Consider the following 26,013-nt stretch of genomic DNA (forward strand, 5'->3'; position numbering starts at 1 on the left):
CCCAAGAAAGGTAGGTGTCGGTGGATAGCGCACTACTGCTTGCCTTCTTGGTTACCTTAGGGGCGGGTCTAGCCACTGGAATTGGCTCAACGATTGCCTTTTTGAGCAAGACGACCAATAAGTCTTTTTTTGCGCTCTCGATGGGCTTCTCTGCCGGAGTCATGATCTACCTGAGCTTCGCGGAGATCCTGCCCAAGGCCACTGGCTACATCGCATCTGAGTCAAACGATATTCAGGCCTCCGCCCTGGCTGCGGGTTCACTGATTGCGGGCATGGTCTTGATGGCAATCATCGATGCCTTTGTGCCATCGGGCGCGAATCCGCACGAGAACACCGATGTCGAGCTAATGACCACGGGTGAAATCAGACAGGTTCCTGAGCAAAAACGTCTGATGCAAATCGGTGTCTTCATCGCTCTGGCAATTGCGATCCATAACTTCCCAGAGGGTCTAGCAACTTTTCTGCTGGTGCTGGATGATCCTCAGGTTGGCATCGCGCTGGCGATTGCCGTCGCGATGCACAACATACCTGAAGGTATCGCTGTTTCAGTCCCCGTTTACTACGCGACCAAATCCAAGATCAAGGCCTTTCGTCTCAGCTTCCTCTCCGGCTTAGCTGAACCCGCGGGTGCTGTGATTGGCTACCTGCTACTAGCCCAATTCCTGAGCGATTTCGTACTTGGCATCATCTTTGCCATGGTGGCTGGCGTCATGGTTTTCCTGGCCATCGACACCCTATTGCCAACCGCAAGAAACTCTTCTCGCGGTCACCTAACCGTGTATGGAGTGATGGCTGGAATGAGCGTTATGGCGCTCAGCCTTGTATTGCTAAGGCTCTAGCCCTGCTTCTTCTTTTCCCTGCGAGCTCTGATTGCTGCAGATGCTGGGAAGGCACCGATGGCTGCCGCTACCAACATCAGCAGGATCAGCAGTAGCGCTGAGGCCGGGTCTTCCTCAATCAAGCCTGCAGGCTTCTCGCCCGGAGTCACACCCTCGGACTCAGAACTCTCATCATCATCGCCTGGTAGGGCCTCTGAAGGGTCGTTTGGCACCACAGGGTTTGGATCGCGTGGGTTGTTGATGGTGTCATTGTCAATGTCTGAGTCATCACCGTTGACAATGCCATCGCCATCGATGTCGTCATCGGTGTTGGTTGGGTTACCGTCACCGTCGAGGTCATCTGGGTCACGTGGGTCTTCACCATTGCCAGAGTCATCTGGATCGGTTGGATCAACAGGGTTCTCAGGGTCTGGCTTAACCGGGTCAAAGTCCTCGTTCACTGGGGAGCCGGCGACCGTGATTGCATCCTGAACAATCACACGACCCCAATCAGAGAAGTGCTCAACTGAGTAGGTGTCGGCAGCCATGTCCACTGGAACCTTGAAGACCAACTTCTTATCGCTGTAGACGATGTATTGAACAGGCTTACCGCCAAGCTTCAGGCTCTGCAGTCTGTCTAGCTTGTAACCATCAACGGTCACCAGCGCACCTGGCTGCACCACCTTAGGTGTGAAGCTGTACATCTGCGGCATCTTCTCGAACACCTCGGCAGCCAAGCTCTGCGAGGAAGGTGGCGGAGTTGGGTCAGCAGGGGTCACCAGGGTGAAAGTAGTTGGTGTGCTGAAGCCAATCTCGTTACGAGAGGTTACTTCAACGTTGTAGGTGGTGGACCACTGCCAGTTGGCGAAGATCGCTGTGGATGGCGTTGGCGAAACGGTAACGACTTCGCCATTGACCTTTACGGTGTAGTCGATGATGTTCGATCCACCATCAAATACCGATCCTGACCAGGCAATCAGCATGTCTGGTCCGACGGCTTGGGCCGAGAGTGTGGCCGGCGAGCTTGGTCGAACCAAGAGTCGCTGCTGAACCATTGCGGTGTTGATGGCATTCGAGGTTGAGGTGACATCTGTGACCGTGATGATCATGAACTCGTAGTTGTTTGCCATCTGGCCCTGTTGTGGGACGTTGTAGACCTGAGGCACCGGCAGCAAGGCTCGCTGGTTGAACATCGGCATGGCAAATGGCGGTGGGTTGACACTAAACAACCTTGCAAACATCGGAACCTGGTTTACAGCAACCGAGGCACTCACTGTGACAGAAGCACTGACGGTTGGCTCAACAATTGGAGCCAGTGGCAGCTCCTCCAGAGCGATTTCTGAGGTGGAGGCACTGTATGAGGAGATGCTGTCCAGCTGGGTGTATTGGTTAGTGCCAACCGGACGGACAAATACGTCATACCTGAGGAACTCACCATCCAACGCCAGAGGCTCGGACCAGTTTAGGATCGCATCGGTCGCGTTTGAAATTGCGGTGAGTTCCTGAGGCGCCGCGTAGTTTGGTAGCGGCATGACTGGCTGCGAGGCGTCGGAGAATTCTCCCGCTCCGTAACCAGTGATGGCTGCCACCTTGATGGTGTATTCCTCTTCGTTGGTAAGACCGTCAATCACACAGTCAACAGTTCCCTGCGGGGTCACAATCGGGCTACCCGAGGCGTCGTACTGCGGCTCAGTTGGCAGCGGAAGACAGGCATAGCTGACAACCGTTGCACTGGTCGAGACATTGGTTGCAACCAGCTCGTAGGCGGTGATTGGTGATCCACCGCGGTAGCTTGGCTCGCGGAAGGAAACCTTTAGCGATTCATTAGCAGAGGCAACCGAGACGATAAATGGCTTGGCCGCTGGTTTTGGCAGCACCTCGAAGCGTTGCTTAACCATTGGAGCCGCACGATAGGTCTGGTTACCGGCCTGTACCGCAAAGACCTCACAGGTACCTGCCTGACCGACCGTTAGCAGGCCGGTCTCAGTGACGCTACAGATCTCACTCGAGAAGCTTGGTGCCTGGGTGAAGCGCACGGGCAGACCCGCGTTAGAGGTTGCCACCAGCTGGAAGGCTGGGTCGCCGAACTCAACGTCCTCAATCTCCTCAAAGGTGATGGTCTGGTTTAGGCGGTCAACTTCAATCAGCTGGCTCACGCTCGGAGCAGCTAGGTAGTTGTCATTGCCGAGCTGCTGCGCGACAACCAAGCATCGACCAGGTCCCTCGAAGGTGATCTTGGTGCCGTCATAGCTACAAGCGGAGACAATCGGTGAGCCAGAAGCATCGGTCTCCTGACCGATGGAGATGGCAACCTGCAAACGACTGGAGGCAACTGCAGTTGGGGTGTATTCGTAGTTCACGGCAAGTGCACCCGGTGCAGTCTTTGGCTTTGGAGCCTGCGGAATTACCGAGGTGAAGCGAATGAACTGGTTCGCCTTCTGCACAGTGAAGGACTGGGTCAGTGACTGAGCTACAAAGTAGTTCACGCTTGCTGCCTTAATAGCGCGAATGTCACACGAACCAGCACCGGTTCCCTCAACGAATGAGCCGCTTGGGGTGTCGATTACGCGACACTTGTCTTGACCGCTAACGACCTGGAAGGTGACCGCACCGATACCGTTACCACCGGCTGCAAAGAGGCGCTGCTGTCCGCCGAAGTCAACCACTGGGTTAGAGACCATCGAAACGGTGGACTGTTCGGTCGGTGTGACAACGACATCAAGTGCTGTCGAAACCGGGTTGTAGTTAGCACTGCCTGGCAAGGTGACAAGAACACGACAGGTCGCCGCAGGGACACCACTCACCAACTGCACGTTTCCAGGGAACAGGGTGTTTCCAACTCGGATACACGGCTGAATGTTTTGACCCGCAGCCACAAGCTGAGGTGATGTGGTCAGCTCAAAGGTTGGTGAGGCAGTTACTGTGCCACCGGTGAAGCTCAGCTCGATTGATTGACCAAATAGTCTGCTCACCCGATAGGTGTCAGGACCGGTTTGACCAAAGGCAGGAGCAATAGTCTGAGATCCGCTAATCGTCGAAACGATCGGTGCCTGCTCAGCCTTTGCGATAGTGAAGGTGAAGTCTGTACTTGCAGCCAGCCAGGAGCCACGAACCGCTCCGGAAACACTCACATCGAACTGAGCTTGGGCCAGGTCTACTCGACACTCTCCAGCCCCGAGGATTGTCACAAGTCCGGTTGCACCATTAACCGAACAGATGGCCGAGGATGCTGCAGCGACGGTGAAGGACAGCACACCGTCACTCTGAGTTGCGACGGTAGGGCTGACCGTCTTGCCTGGGGCATAGACGGTGTTCTGGTAGCTCAGCGTCAGGCTCGGAGTGCGGTTGACAAATAGCCCTGCCTGGGTAACTGCCGTCATCGATCCCGCTGCATAGGTAACGGTGTAGGACTCGACCGGGGTTCCACTTAGGGCCAGGTTGGTGAAGTTGGCTATTCCGTTTTGGAAGGTTGCAACGGTTGTTCCAGCCAGGCTTCCGTTCGCACCAGCGGTCAATGATGCGTTGACCTGGATACCAGCACTCGTGGAAGCCAAGTTGCCATCTTGGTCGTAGATCCTCAGCTGCGGCTGGGTCGTGGCCACCGCTCCAGAGAGCTGGTTATTACCTAGGCCAACTGCCAACTCGAAGTAGGCAGCAGGGCCTGGGTTGAGAGTAAAGACCTTCGAGGTTGGGTTGGTGATGGTCTGCGGAGTTAGAGCGGGTGAACCTGAAGATGAGTCATCCAGTACGTAGGTTCGGTACTCCTCATCGGAAGCCTCACGGAAGGTAATCGAGTAGCTCTGAGTCAGCGCACCACGGACACCGAGGTTTTGGAAGGTGACGACACCGCTCTGAGCAATGGCGACCCGCTGGCCCACCAGCTGCGCTCCCCCACCGCCGTTGAGAACTGCGATGATGCGAGTGCTGGAGTCATTTTCAACCAGGTTGCTGAAGCTGTCGTAGAGCTTGAGTTGAGGCTGGGTCGTGAATGCAGCTCGAGTGGCGGATGCAATATCACCGTCATTGGCCACCATCTCGCGGGTGATCACCATCTCGGAAGCCTCGTCGTTTGAAAGACGGAACACCGAGGTGGTCGCACTCAGAGTGGTTGCCAAGTTAGTTGACTCGATTTTGAGCCTGAAGTCCTGACCGGTCTGACCACCGACCTTAATTCCCTCGAAGTTGAATAGACCCGAGGTTGCAACGTATGGAGAATCCGTCACTCTCAGGTATGGAATACCAGCTGCTCCGGCTTCATAAACATCGTTGCCTCGAAGTAGCTGAACCCTAAATTCAATGTTGGAAACTGCTCCAACACGGTTACCAGCAGCATCCACCAGCTCGATGCCTGGCTGAACTGCAAGCTCCTGACCTGTGATACCTCCAACTGGGCTTTGGATCACGTTGATGTCAGTCGGAGCTCCAGCCAGGACTCGGAACGCTGGAGAAGTGATTGGCGATAGGCCATTCAAATCAGGAGTGAAGGTCAAGAAGTAGTCAACGCCCGGAGTCCCCAGCACATCGATGTTCGACAAATCAAAGACACCGTTGTTCAAGGTTGGCAATGAACCAACCCGAACCGTGCCGGTGGCAGGAGAGATCGTCACAGCAATATTGATTGGGTTGGCCTGGGTGACAACGTTTCCGTATTGGTCTACCAGCTTCAACACAGGACGCTGGTCGGATGGGAACTGCTGACCCACGGTGACAAGAGTTGGAGACTGCGAGAACTTCAGCTCAACTGGAGCTCCCGGAGTGACGGTTCGAGTTTGCGAGTCCTCGGAAATCAAGCCCAGCGACTGCGCAACAAACTGGAAGTTGTACTGAGTGCCAACCAGTCCACCGAGCTTGTAACCATTGAACTGGGCAACACCGGCGGAGAAGGTCAAAGTCGTGGTGGCACCGTTAGGTGCAATCAGCACGCCACCGCGACCAACACTTGAATCATTGGCATCAACCTTGATGCGCATGGTGATGGCGGAGGAGTTGTTCGAGGTAATGACGTTGCGGAAGCGGTCACGCAGGCGGATTTCGTAGCTACCCAGCGACTCTTCGCCCGCCACCACAGCACCAACACCCTGACTTGCAATGTATAGCTCGTGTGGGTTTGCGGTGGTCAAAGTGAAGTCAACGGTTGGGCTTGAGGATAGGTAGCCCTGAGCCTCAAAGCGAAGCTGATAGCTGTAGCCGGGGATACCGACAACTGCAAGATCATTGAAGGTTGCGGTTCCGTTGGCATCGGTGACTGCAACCGGGGTAGGCAGATCACTCTCGGTTCCAGTAGCAACCGACCAAACATTTGCAGAGGTTGAACCTGCATAGGTGGCCTTTTGAACCACATTCGAGCTGGATGGGTTGTGAAGAATTGCAGACACCTGGACACCAGCGAGCGGGACACGGTTACCGAATGCATCGCGAAGTTCAACAACGGGCTGCGGTGTGAAAGCACCACCAGTCTGGGTGCCGCTCGCAGCAGGCTGGGTAACGATACCGATGCGCGTTCCAGCGCCATAGCTCAACGCAACATCGTGAGTGGCGCTTAGGACGGTAGAACCGTAAGCAACGCGATAAGTAATGGTGTAGTTACCCACGCGACCACCGATGGTGACAACTGGGGATAGCGTGCCGCTAGTCAGCGCGGTGGCTCCTAGATCAACGCTGCCACCACCCGAGGCAATAGCCGAGACCACACCAGATGCGTTGTTGATTAGGTTGCCGCTGAAGTCGGTGACTCTTAGCTCTACCGGCTGGAAGCCAACACCAGCGCTCGCGTTGGTGAGCTTGGAGACCACGGTCAACTGACTTGGAGCTGCCGGGCTGAGTGTGATCGCGTTAGAGACGCCGAAGGTATTACCCGCGGTGAACTTCAGCGTGTAGCTCTCTGAAACCAGACCTGAGAGCTTGAGGCCATCGAAGCTAACTAGTCCCAGCGACGCCTTAGCGCTAGTGGTTCCAGCGAGACTTCCACCGTTACCCGAGTGAATCGCAGCGGAGATGACGGTGTTGTTGTCATCTGAGATCTCATTTCCGAAGCGGTCCTTGAGTCGGATTTGAGTGAAGTTGTTTTGCTGTGAGCTACCGCCAAGGACCTCACCGTTCACTCCGCCTACCGGCTGAGAAAGAATCTGGAACAGTCCAACTGGGCCAGGAGTGACTCGGAATTCATTGGTTGTGGTCTGAACCAATCCAGATGCGCTGACTTCAAATGAGTAGCTGTAGCCAAGTGATCCCTTGAACTTCAAACCAGTGAAGGACGCCTCACCGGAATTCGCGGTGGCCTGGCGATCAGCAAGGTTTGTAACTTCATTCAGTCCATCACTCTGAAGCAAAGCGCCGTTGCCGTTGTTTGCACTCAGGCCAATTGAAACGACAGTCGAGCTGTCCCATGTGACCAGGTTGTCATCCATGTCCAAGACTCGGACGACTGGCTGCGTGGTGAGAAGCTCACCCGCGCGAGTGGTATCAGAAAGCTGATTCTTCATCGCGAGCTGGAATGGGTTACCAGGTTGCAGCGAAATCTGCTCGGACGTGTTGATGCCACCATTGCCTGGGTTGTAACGATAGGTCAGGTTGTAGTTAGCAACCTTTCCATAGAGCGCAACGTTGGAGAAGGTGGCGTAACCTCCCGAGATGTTTGCCGATGGTGAGACGCTAAAGCTTGCAGAAACACCACCAGAAACCGACATGGTCACGGTTCCAGTGGCACTGGTGGCAAGGTTGCCGAATGCGTCACGGATCTCAACTGAAGGCTGTGTTGTGAATGCGAGTCGGCTCTTTGCGCCTGCAGCACTGGTGACAACGCTCAGCTGTGCAGGCGCAGCGTGAACAACGGTGACCGAGAAGGTGTTCGCATCGAAGGCTAGGTCGTTGCCCATCCACTCGGCTGCAAGTGATAGCTCATAGTCGCCTGGGCGAGCAACCAAGATGTAGTTCGAGAAGGTGGCCTCGCCGTTCTCGCTCGTTACAAGAGCATTCGAGTGACGCTGGAACTGCGGCGTGCCAAGAGCAGATACCGAGACTCTGACATCAACCGAAGAGTCGGTTGATGTGACGTTACCGAACATGTCTAGAACTCGGATCGAGAAACTTGGGTAGACCGAACCAACAACGTAGGAGTTCGTTGATGGGTCACCGATGATCTCAAACTTGGTTGGGTCACCGTGAATCATTGGGAAAGCCGATGAGGTAGCAACCTCTCCAGAGGCCGTCGCCTGAGCATCACCCTCAACCTCCGTGATCTTCACACGGAGCTGGTAGTTGCCCACGGCAGCCGAGAAGCTAGTGTTTGCAAAGCTGACAACACCATTTGATGCGACCGCTTCAGAGGTGGAGGCCACGACAACGGAACCATCAACCAGTTCGAGCTTTACCTTGCTTGACGAGTCAAGGCGAACTCGGTTGCCTCGGGAGTCAACCAAGTGAGCAACCGGAGTTGGAGTAAAAGTCTTGCCAACCTGAATTCTGGTTGGTGCCGCACTCAAGAACTCGATAGCTGATACATCTCCAGCCTGTAGTTCGATGGTCTCGGAAGTCTTGATCACTTGACCGTTGGTGTTGGTGATCGTATAGGTCAGGACGTAGTCACCCACCAAGCCATCGAGCTTTAGGTTTTTGCCGGCAAAGTCAATTACACCGCCTACGGCCTCAACAGTCTTGGTGCCAGCGAAGTCTGGAATGGTGCCACTACTTGAAACCAAACCAACAGTCACAGTTGCGCTCAAGGTCGAGTTTGGTCCGGTGTTTACCAGGCTGCCTTGGGCATCCAAGATGCGAAGTACAGGTAGTTGGCCAAATACTCGGTTGGATCGAATCGCAGCCGAGTTGGTAACGATGTCCAGCTGAGCTGCAGTTCCAGCGAGCAGAGTAAAGGGCTGACTCTCGAGCGTTTGCGCATGAACTGGTTCACCAACGTTCGCAGCAGTGAACGTGATCTTGTAACCCGACTGTGCGATGGCGTTCATGGTCAGGTTATTGAAGGTGACCACACCTGCTACGGCGCGAGTGGATCGACCGTTTAGAGCCGTTGCGCTGCCCGAGGAAACCGCAGCGGTTACGACGGTTGTGCTGTCAGAAGCTCGGTTTCCATAGGCATCGAGGATCTCCATCCGGATGCCATTGCCGTTGGTTCCCTTTAGCGCAATACCGCTCTCACCCGTGGCGACATTGCCACCACTGAGGAAGCGCAATGAGGCAGGTGCAGCGGGAAGGACCATGAAAGCTTCAGATGTCAGCGAGTAATTAGCAACTCCAACGATTCCAAATTTCAGCTTGTAGTCCGGGGTCAGGGAAGCGCTTCCCGTGGTCGCAAAGTTTGCAAACGTCGCTACACCTGAATTCGCAGCGGATTCCGTTACTTCCAAATCAACGCTGTTTGCGTAGAAAATTGTTGCGCTTACAGTCGCGGAAGCCGTCGTGAGGTTTCCCCAGGCGTCCATGATACGGATCGTGGGGCCTGGGGAAATTGGCTGACCAGCAATTACCTCCGAAGGAACAGCAACCGTGTTTGATGTTGTCAGCTTGACTGCTGCTCCACCAATAACGTGAACGGTTTGACTCAAACTCACATCCGTACCCGGCAATGTGAATCTGACCTCGTGGCTGGTGGTGGCTCTAGCTCCAATCACCACATCCGAAATGGTGGCGAAACCAGCCCCAGCGCCTGACTTGATTAGCGCGCCTGGCTTTGTGGTGGCTGTGTAGCTCATTGTCGACGTACGCGGACTGCTCGAGTAAACGGCCTCTACATTTTGGATACTTGCCCATGATGCACCGGGTCGAGTCCAGTCAGTAACAACGTTTCCGAACACATCCCTGACCGAAACCACGAAATCAGAGGCTGTTAGGCCTGCCTCAACAGATCTTGGGGACACCTCCGTGCTCAGAGATACCGGAGCAGAGTGAATCAGCCTGATTTCTGGTGTCGGTTCAGACTGGATGTTGTCGGTCTGGAATCTGAATGAGTAGAGGTTAGCCTCTCCATCCACTGCAGAGGCAGGTGTCACGCGGCCTGAAAAAGCAACGTTTGAGAATGTGGCAACACCGTTTACAACCGTAACCTCGGTGGCACCCGAAAGTTCTCCCCCGATGCCGGAGGCGATCACAATAGTGACCTTCGTTAGGCTGTCGCGGACAGTTATGTTTCCTACCGAATCCTTCAGGCGAATTACTGCATGGTTAGCAAAATCGGTACCCGTCTCGTGACCCGCCAAGGCTGGGTCTGTCACGTCGAGGGTTGAACAATAACCGTGGAAGCCATCGATGATGTCTCCATACTCAAGCCTTAGGCCGACAAGTACATCCGAAGCTGAACATGTTGGGCCGTTTGGATGCGTGGAAGCAGAAGATCCAGCCGGGACCCACGTTTCAGTTGCCAATGCAGAAGGTGAGCCACATTTGATTGCTATTGAAGACGGCCACGCGATGTCGACGCGATTCTTGTTAAGGATCTCTGTGATGACTTGACCGGTTGGGCAGGTCAAAACATTCAAAGGCTGTGATGGGCTGTCGTTGTTGGTCGAATGCGCGGCAAGCTGAATCCTCGTGCTGGCCGACACGGAGCCGTCATAAAGAACAGCCACACACGATCCGCTGATCATGGTTATAGATGACCCTGAGCCGCTTACGTTTCTGTATGAGATTCCATCAAGGGCGTATCCGACAGGGCAGGACCTGGAGGCTACATTTGGGTGATCGGAACCTAACTGAGCACCTAATGACGGAACACCAAACTCGACGGTCTTCCAATGCGGAACCTGCAGAATTTCAATACGAGTGGCTTCTCCATGCAGTAGGCCGAATTGAGCAGAGACAACAGACTTGGCCTGACCGCTAATGGTCGCACTGAAAACGAACTGATGCGAGACCTGGTCGCTTCCTTGGAATTTTAGGTTGTCAAAGGTTGCAACACCTTGCTCGGTCTCGACCACTGTCGTTGAAGAGGTAAATGCCGCAAGTTGATCCGACGATGATATTGCGACTGCAATGCTGGAGGTTGCACTCAGGACAGGGTTTCCATACGAGTCAGCAATCGCTACCTTTGGAGCATTTGCCACAGATCCACCGACTTGGGTTTCAGACTCAAAAGGACCCATTGGCTGTCTAAGAATCGCCAGTCCGGCTGCCTGCCCGGCGACCAGTTCAACCTTGGCCAGCTCAGAGTCAGCGATTGGATTTGCAATCTCGAAAGCTAGAACGTAACTTCCGGCCTTTCCACCCAGCGTCAAGCCATTGAAGCTAGCGACACCCGCGGTAGCCGCTAGTTCGACCCTAAGTGTCTCTGCCCCTGAATTGAGCAAGCTAGCGCGCTGTCCATAAGTACTTGATGGCATTACGCGAACAGAGATAGTTGAGTTTGACCCTGCGCCCGTTGTTACTACGTTTCCGTAGGCATCCAGAATCTGTACTTGCGGAGTCGCGGTGATGGCAACACCAGACTTGGCCTGAAGGTTGGCTGGTCGAGTCGTCGCAAGGCTTGGGAGTGAGCCACCATGGAAACGAGTCTTGGTGGAGTCGTAGAAGGAAGTAACTTCAGCATCTGAGAGAGCTCGTCCATAGAGCGCAACCTGTGCAATGTCCCCATCAAGGTAATTGCCCTCCACGAAAGCTCCCAGGAAGGATCCACCCGATCCACCGGCGGCGATGTTGGGAACGGAATTGCGTATCTGTACGTACTGACCGTCAACAAACAGCTTCATAGATGAGACTGAGGCGTTGTAAACAACCGTTACGAGTCTCCACTGTGTTCTTGTCGAGGAAATGTCAGTTTCCACGTGATTCCATGTGCCATTATGGCCAGCTGATAGCACGCCATTTGGAACGAATAAAGCATGGCCATTCAGCGTGGCTGAACTGAATAGGTTGTTGTTCCCAGGACTGTTGGCACCCAGACGGAACCAGACTTGTTTGGTGTAATTGCCGCTAGAACCTGTAGGGATAATGTCGTTAGCAAAGTTACCCCTGGTCGCTCGTGCGGATGAGAAGTTTAGAGCCCCGCCATTGGTGGAGGCATACTGAGGACCTGCAGCACCGATTGCGGATTCTAAAGTTGCGCTGTTGCCTTGATTTGTCAGGTCTGTCCAGAGGCTTCCTGTGACGGAAGATCTGACCGAGGCGTCAAGGAATGTCGTCAAGTTAGTTTCGCTAATGCGGTTTATGAACAGGTGTTTGCCGTTGCCACTGACATCAAAGACGCGATCCGTGGAGATATCCTCGAAGTCGTAGTGAGACTTGAGTCCTGATATTCGACCGTCCGCATCTGTTGCCCCATAAGCGGCGGAAGACCTCACAATTTCGCTGAGTGTAAGGGCACGTGACCAGACCTTTACCTGGTCGATGGCTCCATCGAAGTACTTTTCTGTTGTGTAGAAGTTTCTTCCGACGTAGAAGGCAGGATTCATGCCATTGACCACGTATGTGCCTGAGTACCGCTCGACTCCGTTTATGAAGAGTTTCACGGTTGATGAGCCCTGGCCGCCCTCAACAGAAACCGCAAGGTGACTCCAGGCGTTGGCAGAGACAGATGCACCGGTTGCGATATTGGATACTTCATCGCCAACCCTCAAGGTGATGAACTTATCGGGCTCCACTGTCAACGTGAATCGATCGGCAGGGTTCCAAACAGACCCCTGTGACACAACCGTCCCGGACTGTGCGTAATCAGAATCAGGTTTGATCCATGACTCGACGGTGAAGCTTGATCCGGAAGGAATAACTTGATCCAAGGTCTTGGCGTATTGATTGACTCCGTCGAAGCGAATTGCAGTTGAGGTTCCGCCAGATGTGCCAGATAGTCGAATCGAAGCCGGTGCACCATTAGCAACTACAACATTGTTTGACAGTGTGAATGTAATTCCCGAATAGGAACCAGTTCCAGACACCTTTAGCTTGTATGCGGCAGGTGAGGCCGAGATGGCAATAGCCGAGAAGGTTGCAACACCATTTGATGCCGTGGCAGTCGGGTTGATTACAGATCCTGAAGCCGAGTTTCCACTTGCATCGGTAAGTGCAAGGTTTAGACCAACATCAACGCCTGTGTTGACTCGATAGTTGTCCTTATCCAAGATCTCGACCGAGAAATCAGCGATGCTTGCGTTGATGGTCGCACTTGCTGCTGGCTGAGTCAGAACGCGAACCTTGGCCGGGTTACCAGACTTGATCTCAAAGGTCCTAGATAGGACTGCGTCAGCCTCGTTGCCCTGGATGAAGTAACGCAGCTGGTAGCCGGTGTTTGGAGCGACTGCGTAGCTAACTGATGCGAAGGTGTGGGTGCCGGAGGCTGCGGCGCTTACCGACTGACTCAACGATGCGCCACTTCTCCAAAGCTGTAAGACAACATTTGATGAGGTTGCGACCTGGTTGTCCCAGGCGTCATAGATAGCAACCGCACCGGCACTCATTGAGATATCGGTTTGGGCAGAAGTCGCAGGTTGCTGAGTGATCTGAACCTTCGAAGCAGCACCTGCCTCAAGTGCAACGCTTTGACGACCTGAGATAAGCGCGGCCCTGGTGGTCTGGGCATTGAAAAGCAGGTTGTAACTGGAGTTTGCAACACCGCTGAGGACCAGGTTGTTGTTTGTGAAGGTTGCAACACCGTTGACTGCTGTGGCACCGAGGGTGCCGGAGAGTCCAACGGCGGTTGCTGAAATGGTGACTCGAAGTGAAGAGTCCACTCCAGACGAAACGGTGTTACCGAATCGGTCCACGATCTTGGCACGCAGGTAGCCGCTCTGACCAAACTCAAATGGCAATCCTGCCTTTGGTGTGGTTAGTCCGTTGAGCTCAATTTGAATGTTGGTTGCAACGTCATTTGTGACGGTGACCGAGTTAGAAATCGAAACGTTGTTGATCGATGCCACTGAGCCGTTAGTGGCATTGAAGTTCAGTGAGTAGCTGCCAGGAATCGCAATGAGGTTGAAGCGATCGAAGGTAACAAGACCGTTCGAGGCGACTGCAGAAACACCTGAGGTGGTGGTGCCATTGGCTGCGGTGATGGTGACAACGGTTGAGTTGTCGGTGGTCACGCGGTTGCCATAAGCATCCTTGATCTCCAAGATGCTGGTCGGCATGTTCGTGCCGGTGACCAACGTGCTTGGCGGAGCAGTCTGCCAAGTTAGAACCGACGCATCTGCAACGGTTACAACGAACTGGGATGAAGTGACGGGCTCAAGACCACTGGCGGTGAAGACGATTCGGTAGGTGCCAGGAGTTGCCACAAAGTTGAAGTCCTGGAAGCTCGCTACACCCGAGGTGTCGAAGCTCTTGCCGGTCTTGTTGATGGTGGTTGCAAGAGCTGAACCGGTAGAGCTGACCAAAGTTGCGGTCGCAGTCACCGAGTTGGAGTTGGTGACCTCGTTGTCGAACGCATCGAGCAACCTGATCTGAGGTGCGTTCGCAGGGAAGTTTGCACCGGTCTTCTTGTTGACCGGCTGCTCCTTAATCTGCAGCTTCGCTGCGCTACCGGCAGCCAGAACAATCGGCTGAGTAGCGGTAACGGTGGTGCCGTTGTCGGTTAGCGAGTAGGTGAGTACGTAGTTACCTGCGGCTCCTTGAACACCTGCACCTGAGAAGGTTGCGACACCCGATACTGCGGTACTTGAGCTGACCCCAAAGGTTGCGATCTGATTGACGCTCATTGAAACAGTTGCGCTGGTGGGAACCACGCTGCCGTCGCGGTCCTTAGCACGCACCACAGGCTGGGTACCAAATGCTTGGCCTGCCTTGGCACTAGATGCCGCAGTCACAACCTCGAGAGAGAAGACGGCACCTGGTGTGATCTGGAACTGGCCAGACGCGCCACCTAGGTTTCCAGCCAGTGAGGTTCCGTTGTTGGAGGCAGTATCTACCTGCAACGAGTAGGTGTCAGCAAGGGCTCCAATTGCAAGGGCATCAAAGGTTACATAACCACCAGAAGCGCGCTTGGTAAATCCAGCTGATGAGTTTGGAGTCACGGTCGCGCTTGCCGACGAGAGCAGCTTCAGAGTCACCGTTGTTGCGCTGTCACCTGACACGTGGTTACCAAAGGCGTCAAAGATCTTTAGTCGTGGCGCAGTCATAGTTGCGCGGGCAACAACATCGGATGGCTGGATATCCCAGACCAAGGAATGAGCTGACGACGGCGAAACCACGAACTGTGATGAGGTCACTGTTGCCAGCGGTGAAGTACTTACGTTTTCAAAACCAATCTCGTAGCTGCCAGCCCGGGTGAAACCAAGGTTGGCAAACTCAATAACACCCGCACTCGCGGTCACTGAGCCTGACTCAGAGAGGTAATTGTTGGCTCCAGCAAACACCGGCTTGACCTCAAGGCTGTTGTTACTGGTCACGCGGTTGCCGTAGGCATCGAGAATCTCAAGGCTCACAGTTGGCGAGAATGTCTTGCCGGCAACAATGTCGCTTGGCTGAGACAAGATCCGCATGCTTACCGGAGCACCAGGCTGCAGTGTGAAGTTATTGATAGCAGCGGAAATGGTCTTGGACTCGGTCTGACCCTGAACCACCACGGAGAACTCAACTGTGTAGTTGGTGCCAGTGCGGCCAGCGATTGCAAGGTTTGAGAAGGTAGCTAGACCGGACACTGCTCGAGAGTGCGAACCAGCCAAGATCTGACCGTTCGGGCCCGTGATGGTGGCAGAGATGGTCGCTGAAGCGTAGGGCTCGACGGCGATTGGGTTACCACCATCGTCAATCAAGGTGACCTTTGGCGCCTCAAATACACTGCCGCCCGCAACGCCGCCTCGGTTGGACCACTGAATTTGAAGTCTTGATGGCAGCGAGGAAAGTAGCTCGTAGTTACCAGTTGTGACAGAGTCGACCAGGGTTGCTCCGCTGAATACCTGGAAGGTCAGCGGGTAGGCACCGGGTGCTCCAACAAACTTTAGGTTGTTGAAGGTTGCGGTTCCGTTCACGGCATTAGAGGTTGTAGATCCAGCCAGCTCAGCTGCCGCAGATGCGGTCACCTGGAACCTGTAATCTCCGGCCAAGGTATTGCGCTCATTCAGAGTCTGAGCGTAGGCATCGATCAGGTTCAAGCGTGGGTTTGGGTTCACCACTGCGTTCTGATAGACGGTGGTTGACTCAACCGAAGGCACCTGAGAGGCGCGAGCCGAGGTGGCAACACCAAAGACTGGGTTGACTCCATCAACCGTCTCTGGGGTGTAGTCAGCAGCGAGCTGAGAGAACTGAACGTTACCTGCGGTGAGGTTGCTGCTATTCAGAGCAAGCTTCGAAGGGGTTGCCGAGGCGTACTCCGAGCTGAGTCTGATGGATCCACCGGCAACAACTGCAAGGTTTGAAACACTTAGGTTGTTGCCTGTGGTGTTTGCAACCGAACCAGCAGTGGTGAACTTGATGGTGTTCGAACCAGCTTGGTCACGAACCAGTGGGTTTTCAATTGTGATGTTTCCAGCGTTGGATGCACCGATTCGTAGGTAGCCAGCAGTGACCTTAGCTAGGTCAGTTGTTGAGATGTTCAAGGTGCTGGTTGCTGCTGCGCTCTTGGCGGCCGCAGAGAGAATTCGAATTGCAGTTCCGGAAGTCGCGGAACCAATTTCGACTGCACCGGTTCCAGCGTTGACTGTTGCGGATGCACCAAGGGTAAGAGCATTCGCACGGATCTTGACTACTCCGTTATTGCTTGTCACAGAGCTGGTGCCGTTGAAGCCGGTAGTGAGCCTTAGGTCAACAACACCACTGGTTGTCGTTGATGCAATCGGTGCGGTTGCATTTAGCTGGGAGGCGTGAACTTCGATGTTTCCAGGCACTCGAATTGCAGCGGAAATAGTTCCCTGGTTCAACGACTGTGAGGTGTTTGAACCGGCCTTACCGATTCTCACATTGCTGAAGTCTGAAACTGGAATGGCCCAATTGAAAATCGTGGAGTTAGCTGGGCCCTCAAAGCTTTGACCGGTCGGCTCGATAACTAGATTTCCGCTCGCTGCAACTCTTGCACCCGATGCATTTATGCGCTTTGCAATAAATGAGACGCTGGCTGAACTAGTCGCAGAGTTTTGACCGGTTCCAACGTAAACAAGCTGGGACATGTTGAGGATTGAGGTTGGTGATTCCAGCTTGATGTCGCCGTTTGATTCAACAGTCGACCAATACAAACTGATGCCGGAGTAAGCATCGTCTGTGTCTAGGGCTTTAGCTCCTCTGAGGTCAATTGATCCGTCAGTGCTTCTGATTGTTGACTGCTGGATCGCAAGAGCTGGGTAGTAATCATTGGCCGTGGTGGAGGTTTGCTCAGCGTCAATGAGTATGTCACCGGTAGTGGTTTGGACCCTGGTTCCGGGCTGTAGGAAGACACCGCTCCCTCTTTGAGGTGAAGATCCGAAGATGTCAATATTTCCTGAGGTGGCGTTCAGGACGGAGCTTGACACGTTGACACCCTCAGCGTTTGGTGCAGTGCCTAGCCCAGAGAAACGACCCGAAATCTTAAGGAGCCCCTGACCGGAGTTGATGGTCGATGAAGAGATCTTGACTCCCGGCAAAGTCGGGGTCACAGCTGTGCTGAAGGCGGAGCCAGCCGGTGACTCAATGGAGGCACCGCCGTAGTAAAGCGGGTTGGCAGTAGCGCCACCGCCCAAGAAGATCGGTGCACCGACAGAGCTGGAGACGGTTGGGCTGTAGGTGGTAGAGATAGTTCCGGTCAACTGGATAAAACCGGCATTAGCTCCAGAAGCATTAGACCACAGCACGATCGGTGCGCTGTTAGCCAAGACGTTCTTGCTGTTAGGGAGGTTGATGTTGTTCAGAGCCTTGACGGTGATGTGTCCACCAGGCTCATTTGCAACCAGAGCATTGGTCTCCGCGGTTGAGGTGATTTCAAAGCTTCCAGCGTGAATCTCAATGGTCTTGCTAACTGAGATGGATCCGCGCTGCAAAGAGATGGTCTGGTTATTGCCAGGGGTTCCGTAACGGAAAGACTTTGGCGTTGAGAGGTACTGGTTGCTGTAGAGGTTTGCCTCGTGATAGCGACCGTAAACCTCTACTCCCGCGAATGCGGTTGCTACAGGTTCGAGCGCAATGTCACCGGTGACGTCCCAACGGAACTTCGGTTCGAATGCAGTTGACCAGGAGCTGTTGTTGATTCGGTTCGACCTAATGACAACGCCGCCGCCGTTTTGGTTGCGGAAGGTTAGGCCGTGAGGGGAGTAGAAACCGTGCTGGATCGAACCTCGTGTCACACCAAGAATCTGAATCGCATTCGATGCAGTGTTGGTCGACTGAACAACATACTTGTCGGCGAATGTTGAGGTGCCGGACCAGTGGTTAGTTGCTTCTTGGGCAAATGCGTTCAGCATCACACCACCACAGCTCACATAGTTTTGAGCGTTTTGGCACTCACCGTGAAGCAGGATCTTTCCACCGGAGGCATTGATTCCCGAGACATTGGCGCTTGAACCCATGGCCATGATTCCGAATGCCATGGAATCCTGTGAGCTCCAAACGCTGGTGTTCTCTGTAGCTTTGCCTCGGATTGTGATGTCTGCGCCACCAGAGTTGATGTTTGTTGCGGCAGCGTTTGAAGTAAGGAATCCAAGCATGACGCCGGATAAGTAGCCGTTTCCACCGGACTGACCGCCAAGGTGTCCAGCGTAGTTCACGGTTCCGTAACCCTCTGCAAAACCTGCAGGCACGGTGGCGTTAGGACCAGAGGCAACTGTTGGCGAACTGGTACCCGCGCCACCACCCAGGTGAATGTCTGCACCGCCGGTGGTTCGGCACGAGTTGAGTGTTGCCGTTCCATCAGCAACCGCGTTGAAAGTTGCGGCGGAACAGACCTGAGCACCATCCCAAAGTCGAATAACACCCTCAGTGTCAGATGAGTTCGCCCACATCACAATCGGACTGCCATTGGTATCGAACCTGTTGGCCGCGGTCCAGATGCTCTTACTTGCTTTGAGGCGAATACCACCCTCGCCTGCCTGGGAAGAGTTGTTTAGAACTCGGATGTCACCGTTCGAGTAGATGTCGCGACCGTATAGCTCTACTGACTTCTTGGCGGTAAGGGTCTGTCGGGTATAAGTGTCGGCCACTGCTGTGGTCGAATCCTTACCCAATCTCACGCTCTCTGGAACGAGGTTTGAAGTATTGGCATAGAAGTTGAGAAGGCTAGTGAAGTTATTGCCCACAGATGGCTCAACGACGATGTTTCCCTCGGTGCGGAACGAGAGGTAACGGTTATCGCCGTAGATAGGAATGTAGTTACCGCGAACCGTCACATCGGCGCTCGAGGATGGAACCAAAGATGTTGCACAGTTGAAGCCGGTTGGCATGTTTGCAGTGGTGCAAGAACCTAGGTTCACATAACCAACTGCTGAGTACCAACCCATGAAGGAAATTCCCTTGGCACCACCGTCCAAGACGATTGGTCCAGTTGGTGACAGCAAATCGGTTCCATTGATCTCGATGCCAAATCGGCTTGAGTTCACATTGTTTGACGCGCTCATGACGATTCCACCCTGGCCGGTGGACTGGATGCTTATGCGATTGTTCGTTCCGTTCTGGTGGTAACCAGAGAGGATGCCCGCATCGCCAGTTGTGCCTGGGTTTGAGACCTCAATCTTGATAGCCGGGTTTTCATTGGCACTCGACAGAATTCGAACATTGCCCGCATTGGCGTGACCAAGCTCCATGCCTCGGGAGTTTATGTTTACGGGGCTATTGACTGTGAGTTCGATGGCTCCCTCACCGGCGATTAGGTTCTTGCCACCCCTAATACCGATTCCAATTGGACCAGAGACATTGGATGAGGCACGGATGCGAATGTCTCCACCACCGGAGTACATACTGTTGAGCGAACCACCGGTTCCATACATGAATCCCATGTAGCTACCGCTAAACGTTCTAAGAACTCCAGTTGGTCCCAGGGAGTCAGTGCTGGTGCCCGATCCCATGACAATGTCACCGCCACCGGTTGAGGTGAGGTAGCCATTAGGAAGCGTGAAGTCTGTGTTCACGTTTGGCATGGTTGCCGAGGCAGGCATTGCGCTGACGATGTTGATGCCGTCTTCAACATGAACGAAAGAGTTGTTGTTGGTCTGCCCGTTGGATCCGGTCCAGAACGTAATATCGCCGTTATTGGTATAGAAGCCACTTCCAGGAGAGCGGTTGTAGTGGTACTGCTCAAATACCGACTTGAACAGGATCTCGTTGCCTGCTCCAGTGGTGCGGAATGGGCCCCAGGTGAAAACGTGGCTTCCATAGATTCTGAATGGCCCAGATCCATAGAACTCACCAAGAACCCTGGCCGCAAAAGTTGGGTTGTTGTCTCTACCGACCGTGAGCGATCCAATGCCGAACATCTTGGCGTAGACATAGGCGTCGGTAATGAAGTCGGTAGAACGAGGTCGAATCGTCACATCACCTGAGGACTGAACTACGAAGCGCTCATCACTTGGTGAGTAAAAACGATCGGCTTCAAATAGGACTGCTGCGGATGATGTGCTAACCGTTGCATCGAGGGACAGATAGGTGTTGGTCAGTCCGGCTCTCGCAACGCTCGAGGTTGTGTAAGAACCGAGGTAAACGGGAGCACCGTAGTTAGTGCCACCGAAGTAGTAACCGTGGTTACCGGCATTAGCGCCAATATAAATCGGGCCGGTCTTTGAGAACAGCGATGCGCCCGCAATCTCAGAGGCCCAGTCAGTGCCGGTGGTGCGCTCGGCGAGAAGGCTAATTCCACCCTCGCCTCGAGCTTCAAGCAGGTTGTCATTGGCATAGCTTGCAACCCAGCCAATCATGATGGCGCGTCTGTTGCCAGTGTGCTCAACACGACCCTTGATTTCAATCGCAGGAGAAGAAGTGCTGTTCGATCCACCGCCGGCATAAATGCGAACTCTGGTTCCAGTGGTTCCCGAGAGTTCAACTCCGACGTTGTTCGAGTTTCTACCAACGCCGTCTAGCTTCACGGTTCCGTTGCCGGCGTCGATCAGACCACCTTGGACAAAGATTCCAAACGAAGAGGCATTTGAATCCGAGCCTCGACCTCGGAAGAGGATGTCGCCACCACCGGATTGGAACTTGGTTCCGGCATTGTTGCTGTCAATCTGGACACCGTGGCTGTAGTTGGTGAAGCTGTCTGCATAACCAACCGGGAAGCTGCCACTCATCTGGCTCGCACCGGCTAGGACAATCGCACCGCTTGAGGTGTTGTAATCCTTTTGGGTGGTGCCATTAGCGGTGTTGAAGATGTTGTTGGAGCCAATTTGGATAAAGCCGGTACCGGAGTTGTCAGCATTTGAACCAAACAGCAGGTTTCCACCATTGGTCTGGAAACGGTAGCCACCAGCGCGGTTGTAAATGATGTCCTCGGAGTAGACCCTTAGATCCTGATTTCTACCCGTCACAATTACGTTTGCATCGGCATAGGTTGTGTACTCGGAGCGAACCGTGAACTGACCACCAGAGATGATTTGCTGATACCAGCGAACCGTTCCACCGTTAATTTCGACAGGGCCTGAGGTTGAGAAGGCTCGGTTTAGCTCAATGTAGCGAGTGCCGGTGTAGCCCAGACCATCACCGGAGTTTGCGACGAAGTTTCCTAACTTGAATCCAGCTGGCACGTTTTGAGCGTTACCAATCTCAGTTGTGCTTCTTGGGAAGTAAATGTCGGAGTCGAAGTTGGTGTTGGCAAATGGTTCGACAGAAATAGCACCATTTGTATATAGGTAGGTGTAGTCCTCGGCAACGGTGTAGGCAGTAGTGATCTTGATGTCGGCGCTGGATGAGGTAACCGGTGAGTTTGGAGCTGCACCAAGGTAGCTGGCGTTACCGCTGTAGCCGTTGAAATAGACCGTCTTGTTTCCGGTGTTGATCGAGATCTCGCCAGTTTCAGCAAGCAGGTTCGCGCGAAGCAGAGCACCATGTATGTAGGTGCGCTGGACGACATCAATGTCGATTCCGCCCTTACCCCAAATGTTCAGCTGGCGGTTGTTGTTGATTGCGCCAGTTGAAGGACTCCACTGGTTACCACCGTTTTGGTCAATTGCAGCCTGGGTTGCGGCAAGATTTTGCACGCTTCCCTCGTTTAGGTAAAGACCCCAGTTTGAACCGGCAGTGTCATTGTTGACCGCCATCCTGATGGCGTCAGATTCGGTTGCCTGAGAGATGAAGAATGATCCGATTGTGCCGCCACCGTTTAGGTTCAAGCGCAAGGCGATTGGTGTCGAGGAGCCAAAGGTATTTCCAGTCATTGAGATGCGACCGGCGCCAGATTCAACTCGGTTACCTGCGTAACCAATGAGACCATAGCCACCCTGGTTGGTGGTGCCTCGCATGATGATGTCTCCACCCGAAGACAGAATTCTCACGTTCTCTCGAACTGCAGAGGTACCCAGCTGGACACCATTTAGATAAGTTCCGTTGTAACCGGCGGCTACACCACCGGGCACCTCAACACCATTCGAGATAGTTGCAGCGCCACCCGCTAGGTAAATGTCTCCACCGTTAGAGCGCATGTCAACGTAGTTAGGAACCTGAACCACACCCTGGTTGTTTGCCGTCGCGTTAGACCACAGAACCAGGTTGCCATTATTGGATTGCAACTCGGTGTAGTCATTCGACACACCAGGGCTGACAATGACATCTCGCGAGGCCCGAATCACCAAGGACGACGTTGGACCGTTTAGCTTAATGTCGCGCTTGACCAAGTTGTCTTGAGCTGCAGATAGCAGCAATGAGCCTGCGGTGTTTCCACCGGTGATCGGGCTCTGAACATCTACGTTTCCGTTGGTGGCAATCAGGTTCACCTGATAACCAGCGTCGAGACGCTGCTCAACATCGCTCTCGCGCAAAACCGCATTCAAAGCCGATGGGTCGGCATAGAAATCACCCTGGACCCACGTTCCCGGCGTCGAGACAACAGCCTGAGAATCAGGAACGATAGTTATAGAACTTGGACGCTGCAGCAGTTGAATAGTTTGAGTGGCGGGCAACAAGCCAGCCGACTCATAAACGATTTGAGTTGACTTATTAGTTCCAACCCAAAGGTCTTGACCAGAGAAATCAGCAACACCGTTTACAGCCGTCACGGTCTTGGAAACATAGACCTGGTTCGAGCCGCTCATCACCTTGGCGGTGACCAAAACATTCGCATTCACCTTCTGGCCAGCAGCGTCGACAACGTGGACGATTGGCTGCACGCCAAATGGGGCCGACGAGCTAGCCGCCGTAGCCATTCCGGCCGCACGCACCAATGCAAGTCCGGTTGCTACACCCGATGACTGGTAGCGAATCATCACAACACCAGAGGCACCAGCACCACCGTTAGCACAGTTTGCCTCACCTGACCCACCGCCTGCACCGGTGTTAGCAAGACCAGCTTTACCAACGGTTGCAGTTACGAAAGCGCCTGCGCCACCGCCACCTTTACCGCCGACACCGTTTAGTTGGCCTTGACCTTGCCAGCCACCGCCACCGCCACCACCGCCGAAGAATCGGGTGGTACCGGTGAAGTTGGTCGAGTAGCCGTTTGCACCGTTGCCAGCTGGGATACCCACTCCGGCTCCGACACCACCAGATGCACCCGCGTTTCCGCCCGCCCCAGCAGCACCGCCGGCACCACCGGTTGCGACTCTGGTGCCACCACAGAGCAAGCCGGCTCCGTGAGTTAGTCCACCGTTTCCGGCGTTTGCGGTGAGGATTCGTGCACTGGTTGAGGAGTTGATAAAGGAAGGGAGGCCATTTTGACCATGGCGCAGAGTGCTGTTGACGTTGACACCACCAGCACCTCCGGCACCGACAGTGATTTTCAGGGTCTTGTTATTCCCTGAGGTTGGCACTCCGGCCAAGAATGCGGATCCACCACCGCCGCCGCCGCCACCGACGTTGTTAGCTCCACCACCGCCGCCACCGACCGCGTATAGGTCAAACGCGCTGATGCCGTCAGGGAAGGTGAAGTCACAGTTAGCAGCAGACAGGAACTCGTGAATGGTGTACGGAACACCAGCGATCTGCTGCGTGTAGGTGATTGGGGCACACTTCTCGGAGCTGCCGGCAGATGGTCCCGCGGTTGGGCGAAGAATTAGTCGCTCCCAACCCGAGCCAACACTGGTATTGACACCAACTCGCCATCCGCCGTTCAAGTTGCCACCGGAGGTGTGCCAACAAAGTCTTAGCTGCGGGTTGGTGTTGTTGGTGTCGCACGAGCCACGGCTTAGCGGATCGCCCTCTTTGGCAAAACCAATCGAGTACGAACCGTTGTAGTACCAACCAACACCATTTGCATTCGATGGAGTTTGACCCGTGCCGGTGTCAGTTAGAACTGCAGCGCGTGGCCCGGCGGCAAGTACCTGAAGGTTTGCAGCGCCGTTCGCACGGCCGGCATACATGAGGTAGTCACCCGGACAGTTTGCGTAGATGGTCGCTAGCGATACACCAGACACTTCGTAGCCACCGCGGTAGCAGACCTCCCAGCCACCAGCTATCACGTCAGTCAGTGGGACGTTGGTTTGCGGTCCGAATGGATAGTAAAAGCCTGAGACCGCAGGAGCATAGGCAAAGCTCACTGCAATCACACCGGAGGCTCCGTAGCCACCTGGTTGGTTGGTGGTCCAGTTTCCTAAGCAGGCGGTACCACCACCGCCACCACCACCGCCACCACCGGAACCGGTGTTGGCTAGGCCGTCAGCTGCTGGAGCAGTGGCTCCAAATGCAGTTCCACCCGCAGCCTTACATCCCTTAGCCGAGCCACCTGCGCCGTAATACTGAAGTGTTCTGGTGGCAGCGTTGTAGATACCAGGACCACCGGTTCCACCGGAACCGTTCACACCGGAGCCGGCCGTGCCAGCTCCTAAGACACCACCACCTGCTCCAGCGGAGAAGAAATTGGAATTGACACCTGATGCTGGGGCACCTCCACCGGCATTACCCATGCCAGCCGTACCAGCGGCTCCGCTGATTTGATACATGGCCCCACCACCACCGGATGCTCCGGTGGCTGGATCTGATGACCTACCAGTCGTTGATGTAGCTCCTGTGGCCTGGTTGACAAACAATCCACCGTAGGAACCACCTCGACCACCGCCGATCGCGTCGATCGATCCAAAAACTGTGGTCTGTCCAGAAGTTGCGTGATACCTAATGCGGTCAGCATCGGATTGACCACCGATACCACCCTGGCCGACCACAACTGACATGTTTGAACCAGGTACGACCGCAACAGACTCAGTGCTTAGAACTTCAGCACCACCACCGCCACCACCGGCGTAACCGGTGTTGCCGCCGGCACCACCACCGCCACCACCACCGACAGCCAGAAGGTCAACTGTGGTTACTCCAGATGGGACGCGCCATCCGCCATCTCGGGTGATGTAAGTGCGAGGGAAGACATAAGTCGTGCGGTAGTTCTCGGCGGTTGGTGCAAACACCTGCTTGACGTCGGTGGCACCCAAATCTCCAATGACTCGGAGATTGGTCGCTGCCGATGCGCCTGGAGCTTGGTTCTCAAGGGAACCAGAGCCGACATCATTGAAGTCGTAATAGACCTGCAATCCAGTGCCTGATGCGCGGGTGTGCATCTGCTCGCGAATCTGCTGCTGAGTTCTTGCCACTCCCCAGAGTCGGAACTCATCCATGCGACCGATGAAACCCTCGCCCATTGAGTCACGGCGATTTTGAACGGAAAACTCACCACCCACCGGCATAGTCGCTGGCGCGGCGTTGGTCTCGTAAACCTGCTCACCATCAATAAATAGCTTGAGGTTGGTGCCGTTTTTCACCCAAGCAACGTGTTGCCAAGTGTTGTAACGAGCTTTTGCCGGGGTGTCGGTCCAGAACCAGGTTTCGTTTGGCCAGCGCAATGCCCAACCAAAGTTACCTGTTGAGTTGATCCTAAATACGTAGCCCGCAGATTTACCCACATAGGTACAGCTCCAGGCGCAGGAGATCGGATTAATCCAAGCTTCCCAGGTTCCCGCCGAACTGACCCGGAATGAGGCGTTGTCCGGGGCAAACGCGTAGTTGTTCAGTGGATCTGAAACGTTGGTTGAGTAGTCCACCGGTTCGCCGCCCGGAACCGCGCGCGCAGGAGGCTCTGGCGCGAGCAAATTCGGGGTGGCGGCGGCGAATAAACCAATGAAGGCAATGATTGCGATGCGACGAATCCAGGAACCAAAGCTGGCCCCTCGGAATAGCCTCATCAACCTGCGCATAGCGCGTACTGCCTCCCCCTGATTGGTGTGCACTCCGATCAGGA

Annotated in this window: 2 protein-coding genes; one reads left to right on the top strand and one right to left on the bottom strand. The window is 54.5% G+C overall.

The genetic code is table 11. The features are described from left to right. The first annotated feature begins 14 nt into the window (after positions 1-14). Positions 15-839 (top strand): zinc transporter ZupT, encoded by an 825-nt coding sequence (zupT, locus tag OO713_RS05955; RefSeq protein WP_264785245.1) that lies wholly within the window; start codon positions 15-17, stop codon positions 837-839. Here the strand turns inward: zupT and OO713_RS05960 are convergent. Beyond that, positions 836-25,957, bottom strand: coding sequence for a LamG-like jellyroll fold domain-containing protein (locus tag OO713_RS05960; RefSeq protein WP_264785246.1), 25,122 nt, complete (start codon positions 25,955-25,957; stop codon positions 836-838). The genes zupT and OO713_RS05960 overlap by 4 nt on opposite strands. Positions 25,958-26,013 lie beyond the last annotated feature (56 nt).

Source organism: Aquiluna sp. KACHI24 (assembly GCF_025997915.1).
Taxonomy (GTDB): domain Bacteria; phylum Actinomycetota; class Actinomycetes; order Actinomycetales; family Microbacteriaceae; genus Aquiluna.

Bases quoted from the DNA above. Each gene is read 5' to 3' on its own strand.
- OO713_RS05960 (WP_264785246.1), bottom strand. From the start codon at position 25,957: ATGAGGCTATTCCGAGGGGCCAGCTTTGGTTCCTGGATTCGTCGCATC.